Origin of the sequence: Cellulophaga sp. L1A9 (assembly GCF_009797025.1) — a bacterium.
Classification (GTDB): Bacteria; Bacteroidota; Bacteroidia; order Flavobacteriales; family Flavobacteriaceae; genus Cellulophaga.
Genome location: NZ_CP047027.1, coordinates 863,040 through 876,786, shown reverse-complemented (window position 1 = coordinate 876,786; position 13,747 = coordinate 863,040). Strand labels below are relative to the sequence as shown.

Genomic DNA, 13,747 nt, shown 5'->3' with positions numbered 1-13,747 from the left:
TTGGAAGAGAAAATCTCGGATAAGGAAGAAAATAGAACAAAGTAATGAGACACGGTAAAAAAGTTAACCACTTAGGTAGGAAAAAAGCTCATAGAGTTGCGATGCTTGCAAATATGGCTTGTTCTCTTATTGAACATAAAAGAATAAATACAACTGTTGCTAAGGCTAAAGCTTTAAAGCAGTTTGTTGAGCCATTAATCACTAAGGCAAAGGCTGAAAATAATCAGACGACAGAAAAAGGAACACATAATAGACGTGTTGTTTTTAAAAACCTTAGAGATAAATATGCGGTTACTGAATTATTCAGTAACGTAGCGGAAAAGATAGCTGACCGTCCAGGAGGTTATACTAGAATTATAAAACTAGGTACTCGTTTAGGAGATAACGCTGATATGGCGATGATCGAGTTGGTAGATTTTAATGAGCTATACAATGCTTCTAAAACTCCAGCTAAGAAAACAACTAGAAGAGGTAGAGCAAAGAAATCTGAAGCTCCGGCTGCAGATGCTTCACAAGAATCAACGCAACCAGAAAGTTCAGAAGAATAAAATGGTTGGTTTATAAGTTTTAATATTAGAAAAGGATAAGTTGAAAAGCTTATCCTTTTTTTTGTGTTATTTTGTAAAAATATTTAATATAATTCCTAAAAATGAAGTATCAAACTAGAAAAAAAGCTCTTATTTTATTGGCTGATGGAACTATTTTTTATGGTAAAGCAGTAGGTGATAAAGATGGAACAGCCTTCGGAGAAGTGTGTTTTAACACTGGAATGACAGGTTATCAAGAAATCTTTACCGATCCATCATATTTTGGTCAATTAATGGTAACTACTAATGCTCACATTGGTAATTACGGAACTAATTCTGAAGAAGTAGAATCAGATTCGGTTAAAATATCAGGTTTAATTTGCAAAAATTTTTCGTACACTTTTTCTAGAGCTATCGCAGATCAGAGTTTAGAAGATTTTTTAAATAAAAATAAATTGTTCGCGATCTCAGATGTGGATACGCGTGCTCTAGTGAGCTATATACGTGACAATGGGGCAATGAATGCTGTGATATCTACCGATGTTGATAATATTCAAGGCCTTAAAGAACAATTAAAAAACATCCCGAGTATGGATGGTTTAGAGTTGGCTTCTAAAGTATCTACGAAAGAGGCGTATTATTACGGAGACGAAAATGCCTCCGTTAAAATATCGGCTTTAGATATTGGTATTAAAAAAAATATACTTAGAAATTTATCAAAAAGAGGAGCATATATTAAGGTGTTCCCGTATAACACTTCTTTTGAAGAAATGCGAGCATTTAATCCAGATGGTTATTTTATTTCTAATGGACCAGGTGATCCTGAACCATTATTAGACGCTATAAAAACCGCAAAGGATATTATTGCAAGTGACGAAACTTTATTCGGTATCTGCTTAGGGCATCAGGTTATAGCCTTAGCAAATGATATATCAACTTATAAAATGCACAATGGTCATCGGGGTATTAATCATCCTGTGATGAACTTGGTCACTGGAAAAGGAGAAATTACTTCGCAAAATCATGGGTTTGCAATTAATAGAGAAGAGACAGAGGCCAATAAAGAGATTGAGATTACTCATGTACATCTTAATGATAAAACGGTAGCAGGTATTAAAATGAAGAATAAGAACGTTTTTTCTGTACAATACCACCCAGAAGCAAGTCCGGGGCCACATGATGCTGAATATTTATTTGATCAATTTTTTGAGATGATTAAAGTTAAGGTTAACTAAAACGTTATAGTTTAAATAAAGGTTATTTGTCACAGTTTTTAGGGCATTGAGAGGGTTTTCTAACACCTTACTTTTGTATCTTTGCTGTGTTTTCAACATAAATAAATAAAAATATATGAGTATCATAATTAGCGTTCATGCAAGACAGATTTTAGATTCAAGAGGAAACCCTACTATTGAGGTAGATGTATTCACTGAAAATGGTATAATGGGAAGAGCAGCAGTTCCTTCAGGAGCATCTACTGGTGAGCATGAGGCTGTAGAGCTGCGTGATGGTGGTAAAGCTTTTATGGGTAAAGGTGTTACAAAAGCTATTGCTAATGTTAATACTGATATTGCAGAAGAAATTATTGGAATGTCTGTTTTTGAACAAAATCTTATTGATCAAACAATGATTGATTTAGATGGTACTCCAAATAAATCTAAATTAGGAGCTAACGCAATTTTAGGTGTTTCTTTGGCTGTAGCGAAGGCTGCTGCAGAAGAATTAGGAATGCCTTTATATAGATATATTGGTGGTGTTAGTGCGAATACACTTCCTGTACCAATGATGAATATTATCAATGGTGGTTCGCATTCAGATGCTCCTATTGCTTTTCAAGAATTTATGGTAATGCCTGTAAAGGCTGAAAGTTTTTCTCATGCAATGCAAATGGGAACTGAAATTTTTCATAACCTTAAAAAAGTATTACATGACAGAGGTTTAAGTACAGCAGTTGGTGATGAAGGTGGTTTTGCACCGAATTTAGCAGGAGGTACTGAAGACGCATTAGATACAATTGCTTTGGCGGTAGATAAAGCTGGGTATAAATTAGGGGATGACGTAATGATCGCCTTAGATTGTGCTGCAGCAGAATTTTACGTTAATGGTAAATACGATTATACGAAATTTGAAGGTGATAAAGGTGTAATCAGAACATCTGAAGAGCAAGCGCAATACTTAGCAGATTTAGCTGCTAAATATCCTATTATTTCTATTGAAGATGGAATGGATGAAAACGATTGGGATGGTTGGAAATCTTTAACGGACAAAATTGGAGATAAGGTACAATTAGTTGGTGATGATTTATTTGTGACGAATGTTGAACGTCTTTCTAAAGGAATAGAAAACGGAATAGCGAATTCAATTTTAATTAAAGTAAACCAAATTGGAACTTTAACAGAAACGATTTCTGCTGTTAATATGGCTAAGAATGCAGGATATACTTCTGTAATGTCGCACCGTTCTGGGGAAACTGAAGATAATACTATTGCAGATTTAGCAGTAGCATTAAATACAGGTCAAATTAAAACAGGTTCTGCATCAAGATCTGACCGTATGGCTAAATACAATCAATTATTAAGAATCGAAGAGGAGTTAGGTAGTATAGCCTATTATCCAAAGGAGAAAGCTTTTAAGATAAAGCAATAATTTTACTGTTAATTAAAAGCCTTTCTAATTTAGAAAGGCTTTTTTTTTGAGAAAAATTTATTCTATCAATTATTTTAGGAATTAAATAATTATCTTGAACATAGATTAAAATGCAATATCCTCCTAAATGAATAACTTTCTTTTTGTTGCCGCAGAAAATGATGCTATACCTAAATGCAAAGCAGGGGGAATGGGTGATGTCGTCAGAGATGTCCCGCGCCAAATTTCACAGAGAGGTGATGCTGCGCATGTTATAGTTCCTGCGTATTCTAGGCTCCATAAGAATGGAGAATTTCTTATGAACCTACATTTTCAATTAAGAGGCCAAGACTATACGGCAGAACTTTATAAAGTGCAGCCAAAAAAGGAATTTGAGAATCTGTCTCATTATGTTATTCATCATCCGGAAATACAACCTGGTGATATTGCCCACATTTATCATAATGATCCAACGGAACCTTTTTATAACGATGCGGTAAAATATTTTATTTTTTGTACCGCTGTGGCAGAAGCCGTAAATCAGAATGCATTTGGTCATTTAGATATTGTTCATTTACACGATTGGCATTCAAGTTTACTCTTGTTTCTAAGAAAGTACCATCCTGCTTACGAAAAATTAAAGCAATTACGTTTTGTATATACCATTCATAATTTGGCTATTCAAGGTATTCGCCCTTTTGGAGGTAACTACTCATCGATTCATAATTTCTTTCCAGAGGTTTCTATTGATTATGATAACTTAAGAGATTACCGGTATCATGACTGTATTAATTTAATGGCTGTAGGCGTTCGCCTTGCAGATGCCGTTCACACCGTTTCTCCATCGTATAAGGAAGATATTTTGTTGCCTAGTAACCCGCCAGATTTTATCGGAGGAGAAAGCTTAGAAATAGACTTGCAAAATGCAGATAGGGAAGGAAGGTTGTTTGGTATACTAAATGGTTCTAACTATAATAACATTCGTTCTGCAGAAAAAGGCAAGTTGTATCGCAATATAATTAGAGCCTTATTTGGATGGTTGCAAGAGGAATCAAAACAATACAAATATGATTTTCTTGCGCATACAGGCGAAAAGATAATGGATTATGTAGAGAAAAAGCCAGCGTTTATTGTTTCAAGTGTCGCAAGGTTAACAGAACAGAAGTTTTATTACATCAAACATTCTCCTGAAGCTTTTATAGCGATATTAGAAAAACTAGAAAAAGTTGATGGTGTCTTTATGTTATTAGGTACTGGAGCGCCAGAATACGAGGAAATGTTTAGGGAGATAAGTTATAAACATAAAAATTTTATTTTTACGAATGGCCAGTCAGAAGATTTAATAGATAGTATTTATTTGGAGTCGGATTTATATTTTATGCCTAGCCTTTTTGAACCCTGTGGGATAAGTCAAATGTTGGCTATGAGAAACGGACATCCTTGTTTGGTTCATCATACAGGAGGTTTAAAAGATACAGTTAAACACCTACAAACTGGCTTCACTTTTGATGGGGAAACCACTGATGATAAAATAAAAAACATGGTAGATTCTTTTGATTTGGTTTTAGATATTTTTCTGAATGACAAACCACAATGGAATAAAATTAAATTAAATGCAAAAAAAGAACGCTTTACTTGGGAAAAAAGCGTGGATGAGTATTATAAATTCCTGTATGCTATAACGATATAGTAGACTTTTGTCGCTATTTGTTGAAAATAATCAAAAGAATTCTTTATTTGTTAATAATACAATAAATGATTTTTTTTGAATTGTTAATGGCACACCTTTTTCTTAAATTTACGGAGTACTAAAAGTTAAAAAAACACATGTCAGACAAAGCTATATTAGAATACCAAGGGAAAAAATTTGAATTCCCCGTAATTAAAGGTACAGAGAATGAATTAGCAATAGATATTAAAAGTTTAAGAGCATCAACTGGAATGATTACGATTGATCCAGGGTATAAAAATACTGGCTCTTGTGAAAGTGCTATAACATTCTTAGATGGTGAGAAAGGAATATTGCGTTACCGAGGATATTCAATTGAAGAATTAGCTGAAAAAGCAGACTTTTTAGAAGTTGCTTATTTATTAATATTCGGGGAACTTCCAAATAACGAACAGTTAGAGAAATTTCATTCAGATATAAAATCTGAATCTCATGTAGATGAGGAAATGAAAAAGATCTTAGATGGTTTTCCTAAGTCGGCACATCCAATGGGTGTATTGTCTTCTTTAACGAGTGCATTGATTGCCTTTAATCCAACTTCTGTGAACGTAAGTTCAGAGAAAGAAATGTATTGGGCAATTGTTCGTATCATGGCTAAGTTTCCAGTGCTAGTGGCATGGACTTTACGTAAGAAAAAAGGATTGCCATTAGATTACGGTGATGATTCTTTAGGATATGTTGAGAATATTCATAAAATGATGTTCAAGAAACCAAATCAAGAATATAAAAAAGACAAAACAATAATTGATGCATTAGATAAACTTCTAATATTACATGCAGATCACGAGCAAAATTGTTCAACATCTACAGTGCGTATAGTAGGTTCTTCTCATGCGGGATTATTCGCTTCTTTATCTGCTGGTATCTCTGCATTATGGGGTCCACTTCATGGTGGTGCTAATCAAGCAGTTTTAGAAATGTTAGAAGCGATTGAGGCTGATGGCGGTGATACTAAAAAGTACATGGCTAAAGCTAAAGATAAAGAAGATGCATTTAGATTAATGGGCTTTGGACATAGAGTATATAAAAACTTTGATCCACGCGCTAAAATCATTAAGAAATCTGCTGATGAAGTTTTAGGTGATTTAGGTATTGAAGATCCAATTTTATCTATTGCGCAAGGATTAGAAAAAGAAGCATTAGAAGATCAATATTTTGTGGATAGAAAACTCTATCCTAACGTAGATTTTTATTCAGGAATTATCTACAGAGCGCTGGGTATCCCAACTGAAATGTTTACAGTAATGTTTGCATTAGGTAGACTTCCTGGTTGGATCGCTCAATGGAGAGAAATGAGATTAAATGGTGAGCCAATTGGTCGTCCAAGACAAGTTTATGTTGGAGAAAATCTAAGGTCTTTTATTCCTGTAGAGAAAAGATAAACGTTCTAATAAATTATATTTTCATACTGCCTTTTTGTTTTTTACAAAAAGGCAGTTTTTTTATTAATAGATTCCTATTTTTGCGCTCAATATTTAATAATTATTCATTTTTATACATTTTTTTATGCTTGATTTGAACATTCAGGATGAAACGTCAAAACTTAAAGCAGTTATTTTAGGAACCGCTGAAAGTTGTGGACCGACTCCAAAACCAGAAGAAGCTTACGATCCAAAATCCTTAGAGCATATTATAGCAGGAACCTATCCTGTTGAAGCAGATATGATAGTAGAAATGGATGCTTTTGAAAAAGTATTAAAGAAGTATGATGTAAAGATATATAGGCCTAAAATTCTGAAAGATTGCAATCAAATATTTTCAAGAGATATTGCTTTTGTTATTGATGATTTCTTTTTTAAAGCTAATATCCTTCCGGATAGAGAAGAAGAGTATTTGGCTATTGGGGATGTTATTTCGCAAATAGCTCCAGATAAGGTAATTATTCTTCCTGAAGAGGCGCATATTGAGGGTGGCGATGTTATGCCTTGGAATGATTATATATTTATAGGTACGTATACTGCTGAAAATTATTCACATCACATTACTGCCAGAACAAATAAAATTGCGGTGGAATATATTAAAGATTTTTTTCCAAATAAAAAGGTCAAATCATTTGAGCTTAGAAAATCAACTAATGCACGTGAAAATGCATTGCACTTAGACTGTTGTTTTCAACCTATAGGAAAAGATAAGGCCATCTTACATAAAAATGGTTTTCTGATTGAAGAAGAGTACCAGTGGTTGGTAGATTATTTTGGAAAAGAAAACGTTTTTGAAATTACTAGTGATGAAATGTATACGATGTTTAGTAATGTATTTTCAATTTCTCAAGAGGTTATTGTTTCAGAAAAGAACTTTACTAGATTAAATACATGGTTAAGAGAAAAAGGCTTCACGGTAGAAGAAATAGCGTATGCTGAAATTTCTAAACAAGAAGGCCTGTTGCGTTGTAGTACAATGCCATTAATTAGAGCATAAATTTCATTATAGATTTATAGTTAATAGGCTCAAAAGTATAATTTTATAAAAAAAAATAAAGCAGTTTTATGCAAGTTACCAATACTATTTTAATGATAAGACCAGTTGCTTTTCGCATGAATGAGCAGACGGCTGTAAATAATTTTTTTCAAGAAGATCTTGATCTTAAAAACATAGAAATAAATAAAAAAGCACAGGTAGAATTTGATGCTTTTGTTGCAGTGTTAAGGGAAAAAGGAGTACATATAATAGTGGTGGATGATACGGTGAATCCTGACACTCCAGATTCTATTTTTCCAAACAATTGGGTTTCTTTTCATAAAGAAGGTATTGTTGGTTTGTATCCAATGTTTGCCGAAAATAGAAGAAATGAACGGCGTGAGGATATCTTAGATATTTTAGAGGAAGAAGGTTTTACTATAACTGATGTTGTTGATTATACTTCCGCAGAAGAAGATGATTTTTTTCTAGAAGGAACCGGTAGTATTTCCTTGGACAGAGCGAATAAAAGAGCCTATTGTGCATTGTCCGGCAGAGCAGATGAAGAGTTGTTTATAGAATTCTGTGAGGACTTTGATTATTTTCCAGTGATTTTTACAGCCAATCAATCTGTAGACGGGAAACGTATGCCAATTTACCATACCAATGTAATGATGGCAGTAGCAGAAACATTTGCTATCATTTGTGCAGATACTATTGATGATAAAAAAGAGCGCAAAAATGTTCTAGACCATTTACATAATGACGGTAAAGAAATTATTAGAATTACGGAACAGCAAATGCATCAATTTGCAGGGAATATGCTTCAAGTATTAGGAGCAGACGACAAGCGTTATTTAGTGATGAGTTCTGCTGCTTATACTAGTTTAACACCAGAACAACTAAAAGCCATTACTGCGCATTCTGAAATCATTCATAGTTCATTAAATACTATTGAAACTTGTGGGGGTGGTAGTGCACGTTGTATGATGGCAGAAGTATTTTTGCCTAAGAAGTAAATGCTACTTTTTTTTCAAGACATCTTTTAAAAACACCCATGCCATAAATATGCTAAAAAAAGCAAACGGTAAGGAGGTTATTATTAATAGTTTCTGAACAGCAGTAAGCACATCTATTTCAGGCTTTACATCGCCTAAAACTAATAAAGCAATAGTGGCAATCAGAATAATTACAGACCATAACATTCTGTGTTTTTTACTCGGGTTCTTTTTGCCACTGTCTGTAAACATGCTCAATACAAAAACCGCAGAATCTACAGAGGTAACTAAAAAGCTAGCCAATAAAAAGAGTGTTATTATGTTTAAAACAAAAGACAAAGGATAGTGCTCAAAGAACACGAAAATGGAAGAAAATACATTTCCGAATTCATTGTTATAACTTCCCCAAGCTTCTACGAGCTGGTAAGCAGAAGTTCCGAATACAGAGAACCAGAAAAATGTTCCTAAAGACGGGATGATTAAAACGCCTAATAGGAGTTGTCTAAGAGTTCTTCCTTTTGATATTCTTGCAATAAAAATTCCAGTAAATGGTGCCCATGCCAGCCAAAAAGCCCAATAATAAAAAGTCCAATCAGATAAGAAATTCATTCCAGGATTGTAGCTTCCTAAAGCTAGACTTAAAGGGATGAAATCTACAATGTAGTAATAGGTGGCTTTAAAAAAGTTAGTGGTAATTAACTGAACATCACTAAATATAAACGTAAATACGAGCAGACTTAAGGCAATTATTATATTTAGTTTCGATATAATTTTTATGCCTTTATTTACACCCCTCCATGCACTATAAGCTGCTACAATTACAATGACGGTGGTGAGTATGATTGTTAGACTTAAGTTGAAATCGCCTTTGAAAACATGATTAATACCGCCCTTTATTTGAGTGGTTCCTAAACCAATTGCAGCTATTAACCCAAATATAGTTGTGAGTATCGTAAGAATGTCAATCCCGTATAATAGGCGCTTATTAGGTATGGTATTAGAAACGGTTTCGCTAATTAAAGTTTTTTTATTTCGAACAAATAATGTGTGAGCAATAACCATGGCAAACAAACCATAAAAGGCCCACGCTGTAAAACCCCATTGGTAAAACGTAAATTCTAAGGCGAGAATTTCTGGTGCTAAACCTGAGGAAAAAGGCGGATTCTGTTGCATGTAAATTGGCTCTTGTACTGCTCTCAGTAATATACCGGCTCCCATTCCTGCACTATACAACATAGCAATCCAAGACCATAAAGAGTATTCCGGTTTTGCGTCCGTTTTACCCAGCTTTATTTTACCTAATGGAGAAAATGCTATTGCAAGTAAGAATAGTACGCAAGCTAGCCCTAAATACAAATAAAAGTAGCCAAAATAAGTGCGTACCCATAAGGACCAATCACTAATTATAGCATAGCTCGTTTCTGTAGCGAAAAATGCGATCAAAGATAAGATTAAGAGAATACCAACAGATACAGTCAGTAATGGATTCTTTAATAGTGCTTTTAGTTTCAAATTAGTTGCTATTTTTTTGTCGCAATTCCTCGAAGCATTCCACCGAAAATAAAAAAGTGAAAGGGTAAAATACTATACCAGTATAATCTACCTCTAAGTCCGCGAGGTCTAAAAGTCGCTGTTTGATGCAATACATTACTTTGGTCAATTTCAAATTCTAACCAAGCCTCACCTGGTAAGCGCATTTCGGCAAATAAGAGCAATCGTTTGTTCTTTTTATCGGCCAGCAGTACACGCCAAAAATCGAGCGCATCGCCAGTATAAATTTTGTCAGGATGTGTTCTTCCGCGTCGTAATCCTACACCGCCAGAAAGTTTGTCCATAAAGCCTCTTATTTTCCACAACCAATTGGCATAATACCAGCCTGTCTCTCCACCAATTTTCCAGATGTTTTGAAATGCTAATTCAGGATCATCAAGTTTCATTGATTTCTTGTCTGTAAGCACCCCATATTTAGGTACTTGAATATACTTTTCTAAATTCTTCCGAAAGCGCCCACTAACCATACTATCTTTCCAACTACTTACAACTAAATTTTGTTCAATTTTTTTGAACGCCATATCAATCGCCTCGCTGTAAGAGAAAGGGGTTATATGTAGGATATCTTGTAAACGTTGATCTTTCGCGACAACCTCCATTTTCATACTATCCACAAGGTTTATGGCAAGCTTATAGGACGTAGAAGTGACAAAATATAACCAATAAGAGGAGAGTTTAGGCGTCATGATCGGTACCGTTACAATCCAGTTCTTGAAGCCACGGGCTTTTGCATATTGATGTAGCATTTCTTTGTACGTTAATACATTGGGGCCAGCAATATCAAAAGAATCGTTATATGTTTTTTCGTTACCAATTACCCCTGTTAAATAAGAAATAACATCTCTAATGGCAATGGGTTGTGTTTTTGTAAGGACCCATTTTGGAGTAATCATAAAAGGTAATTTCTCACATAAATCCCGTATAATTTCAAAAGAAGAACTTCCCGAACCTACAATAATTCCGGCTCTTAGAACCGTAAGGTTAAAAGCGCCTTGGTAAAGAATGTCTTCAACATTTTTACGAGAACTCAAATGTTTAGAGAGCTCTTTGTCATTGACAATTCCGCTTAAGTAGATAACTTGTTGCACTTTTGTTTCTGCCATATAGGCGTTAAAGTTATGTGCAGTTATTGCTTCTTGTTTGTCAAAATCCTGAGTAGAAGAACTCATAGAGTGTATTAAAAAATAAGCAATATCAATATCTTGGGGAATCTTACCAGATGAAAAATTATTTAGTAAATCTAATTCTATAACTTCAATTTGAGCTCTAGTTTCTTTGTCTACGGATAGGCGACTTTCGTCTCTAACGGCACAAACAACTTCGTGACCTAACTCCAGAAGCTGTGGTAATAATCGCATACCAATATAGCCATTTGCACCTGTGAGTAGTATTTTCATAAAGATTGGGTTTAAAGGTCTGTTATGGAAGTAGGTGTATTTTCGATTTTATAATCTAGAATTTTTTTAAAATAATTTTGAATTGCTTTTGTGTCCGATTTGACTTTAATGAAATAGTGATCTTTAAAAATGGAATATACCGCAAAATCTCCTTTATAAATAGATAGTTTATAGTAGGGGATTACCAATGCGAAAGTTTCTAATAAAGATCGAAACCGAACGATTATTCCTTTTGGACGTAATTCTACATTACAAGAATCAGTATTGTTATCAAGTAGTAGTAAATTACGAATCTCAATACTGGTTTCGGTAATAAATAATTTAGGTGAGCCTATGCCTTTCATAGCCCACCGTTCTTTTAATGGAAAAGGTTTGCCTACTAAATCATCTACTTTTCGGGTTACCTCTTTGTTATTGTACGATACATTAACAAGCATAGGTTATAATTTTCTATTAACAGGTACTTTTTTACCGTCAACACGTTGTGCTAAATACTGTACTTTTTTACCAGAACCGTCTTTGTCATTACAAAATGATTGTACTAAATCATTAAAAAAAGAGGCTAATGATGTAGCTATTTTCCTTAAGCTAGGAGAATCAATCTGCGCAAATACTTTTTGAAAATCTATCATGATGTAATATTTCTTATAAAGTTAAGCTATTACGAGTGGTTTAAATCTTAATATACTATTAAAAGGACAAAAAATGTTTAGTTTTGCAAATTGATAAGTCAAATAATCATGAATATCCAGAACGTATTAGAAACCAAGGTTAAAGAAGCGGTTTCAACATTATTTAAAGCAGAATTACCATCGGTTGAATTTCAACCAACACGCAAAGATTTTGAAGGAGATATCACTATCGTTGTGTTTCCAATGCTACGTGTTGTAAAAGGCAATCCGGTACAAATTGGTAACGAAATTGGTGCTTATTTGGTAGAAGAGGTTGCTGAAGTTACTGGGTTTAATGTCATCAAAGGGTTCTTAAATCTTGTGATTAGTGATGCATATTACTTGGCAGATTTTAAAGCCATTGATGCAAATGTAACTTTTGGTCATGTAGCTCCGGATACAGCAAATGCTGTGATGGTAGAATATTCATCACCAAACACAAACAAGCCATTGCATTTAGGGCATATCAGAAATAATTTATTAGGTTATTCCGTTGCGGAAATATTAAAAGCCTCAGGTAAAAAAGTATACAAAACCCAAATTATTAATGACCGAGGGATCCATATTTGTAAAAGTATGTTGGCTTGGCAGAAGTTTGGAAAAGGGGAAACTCCTGAAAGTACTGGTTTAAAGGGGGATAAGTTGGTTGGTAATTACTATGTAGCTTTTGATAAAGCATACAAAGAAGAAATTGCCAATTTAATAGCGGGTGGTTTAGCTAAAGAAGCTGCAGAAAAACAAGCGCCAATATTATTAGAAGCACAACAAATGCTTTTAAAGTGGGAGGCAGGAGATGAAGAAGTGGTTACACTTTGGAAGACTATGAACCAATGGGTTTATGCTGGTTTTGAAGTTACTTATAAGAATTTAGGAGTAGATTTTGATACCTTATATTATGAGAGTGATACCTATTTATTAGGAAAAGATGTTGTTGCAGCTGGTTTAGAAAAAGGTGTTTTCTTTAAAAAAGACGATGGTAGCGTTTGGATAGATTTGACAGATGAAGGTCTAGATGAGAAGATTGTATTGCGTTCTGATGGTACTGCAGTGTATATGACTCAGGATATAGGTACTGCTATACAGCGTGTAAAAGATCATCCTGAGGTGAGTGGTATGGTGTATACCGTAGGGAATGAACAAGATTATCATTTTAAAGTATTGTTTTTAATCTTAAAGAAATTAGGTTTCTCTTGGTCAGAAAATTTATTCCATTTAAGTTATGGGATGGTAGATTTACCAAGCGGAAAAATGAAGAGTAGAGAAGGTACAGTTGTAGATGCAGATGATTTAATGCAAGATATGACGACTACTGCAGGTGAAATTTCTCAAGAATTAGGAAAGCTAGAAGATTATTCTGATGCTGAAAAGCAAAGTTTATATAAAATGATTGGCTTAGGTGCTTTAAAATATTACATTTTAAAAGTAGATCCTAAAAAACGAATCTTATTTAATCCTGAAGAATCTGTAGATTTTCAGGGAAATACGGGGCCGTTTATACAGTATACCTATGCAAGAATTCAATCTATTCTACGTAAAGCAGAAGAGTTAAGTTTGAATGGTTTTGATGGGTTAACAGCGCTTCATGAAAAGGAGAAAGAATTAATAAAACAACTACAGGGGTATCCTGAAGCTATTCAGTTAGCGGCCGCTAATTACAGTCCGGCTTTAATAGCGAATTATACGTATGACTTGGTAAAAGAGTTTAACTCATTCTACCAAAATGTATCTATCTTAGGAGAAGAAGATGAAAATAAGAAAGCATTCAGAGTGCAATTGTCTAAAAAAGTGAGTGAGGTTATTCAATCTTCATTTAAATTGTTAGGAATAGAAGTTCCTGAGCGTATGTAGTTTA

General features: G+C 34.1%; 12 protein-coding genes. 8 read left to right on the top strand and 4 right to left on the bottom strand.

Annotated features, from left to right (window positions below):
• The first annotated feature begins 44 nt into the window (after nt 1–44).
• The 7 genes from rplQ (at nt 45) to ctlX (ending at nt 8,297) form a co-directional block, all read left to right on the top strand.
• Nucleotides 45–548 (top strand): 50S ribosomal protein L17, encoded by a 504-nt coding sequence (gene rplQ / locus GQR94_RS03560; protein ID WP_158974202.1) that lies wholly within the window; start codon nt 45–47, stop codon nt 546–548.
• 101 nt (nt 549–649) lie between these two features.
• Nucleotides 650–1,762 carry a glutamine-hydrolyzing carbamoyl-phosphate synthase small subunit gene (gene carA, locus GQR94_RS03555; protein WP_158974201.1) on the top strand — a complete coding sequence of 371 codons (1,113 nt, stop codon included), beginning with the start codon at nt 650–652 and terminating at the stop codon, nt 1,760–1,762.
• Nucleotides 1,763–1,877: 115 nt separating this feature from the next.
• Nucleotides 1,878–3,173 carry a phosphopyruvate hydratase gene (eno, locus tag GQR94_RS03550; protein ID WP_158974200.1) on the top strand — a complete coding sequence of 432 codons (1,296 nt, stop codon included), beginning with the start codon at nt 1,878–1,880 and terminating at the stop codon, nt 3,171–3,173.
• A 127-nt stretch (nt 3,174–3,300) separates the two neighbouring features.
• A complete protein-coding gene (locus GQR94_RS03545) occupies nt 3,301–4,842 on the top strand; it encodes a glycogen synthase (RefSeq protein ID WP_158974199.1) in 1,542 nt (513 codons plus the stop codon).
• 137 nt (nt 4,843–4,979) lie between these two features.
• The gene (locus GQR94_RS03540; RefSeq protein ID WP_158974198.1) at nt 4,980–6,263 is read left to right on the top strand and encodes a citrate synthase; all 1,284 of its coding nucleotides are present in this window, start codon (nt 4,980–4,982) and stop codon (nt 6,261–6,263) included.
• 124 nt (nt 6,264–6,387) lie between these two features.
• Complete coding sequence (locus GQR94_RS03535) at nt 6,388–7,299, top strand: dimethylarginine dimethylaminohydrolase family protein (protein WP_158974197.1); 912 nt, start codon at nt 6,388–6,390, stop codon at nt 7,297–7,299.
• A 68-nt stretch (nt 7,300–7,367) separates the two neighbouring features.
• Nucleotides 7,368–8,297 carry a citrulline utilization hydrolase CtlX gene (gene ctlX / locus GQR94_RS03530; protein ID WP_158974196.1) on the top strand — a complete coding sequence of 310 codons (930 nt, stop codon included), beginning with the start codon at nt 7,368–7,370 and terminating at the stop codon, nt 8,295–8,297.
• 3 nt (nt 8,298–8,300) lie between these two features.
• Here the strand turns inward: ctlX and GQR94_RS03525 are convergent, their stop codons facing one another.
• Genes GQR94_RS03525 through GQR94_RS03510 form a run of 4 tightly spaced genes read right to left on the bottom strand, consistent with a single transcriptional unit; the run spans nt 8,301 to nt 11,856 of the window.
• The gene (locus GQR94_RS03525) at nt 8,301–9,788 is read right to left on the bottom strand and encodes a BCCT family transporter (protein WP_158974195.1); all 1,488 of its coding nucleotides are present in this window, start codon (nt 9,786–9,788) and stop codon (nt 8,301–8,303) included.
• An 8-nt stretch (nt 9,789–9,796) separates the two neighbouring features.
• A complete protein-coding gene (locus GQR94_RS03520; protein WP_158974194.1) occupies nt 9,797–11,224 on the bottom strand; it encodes an SDR family oxidoreductase in 1,428 nt (475 codons plus the stop codon).
• A gap of 11 nt (nt 11,225–11,235) precedes the next feature.
• The gene (locus GQR94_RS03515) at nt 11,236–11,661 is read right to left on the bottom strand and encodes a hypothetical protein (RefSeq protein WP_158974193.1); all 426 of its coding nucleotides are present in this window, start codon (nt 11,659–11,661) and stop codon (nt 11,236–11,238) included.
• Between the two features lie 3 nt (nt 11,662–11,664).
• A complete protein-coding gene (locus tag GQR94_RS03510) occupies nt 11,665–11,856 on the bottom strand; it encodes a hypothetical protein (protein ID WP_158974192.1) in 192 nt (63 codons plus the stop codon).
• A gap of 108 nt (nt 11,857–11,964) precedes the next feature.
• Between GQR94_RS03510 and argS the strand changes: the two genes are divergently transcribed.
• Complete coding sequence (argS, locus tag GQR94_RS03505) at nt 11,965–13,743, top strand: arginine--tRNA ligase (RefSeq protein WP_158974191.1); 1,779 nt, start codon at nt 11,965–11,967, stop codon at nt 13,741–13,743.
• Nucleotides 13,744–13,747: the final 4 nt, after the last annotated feature.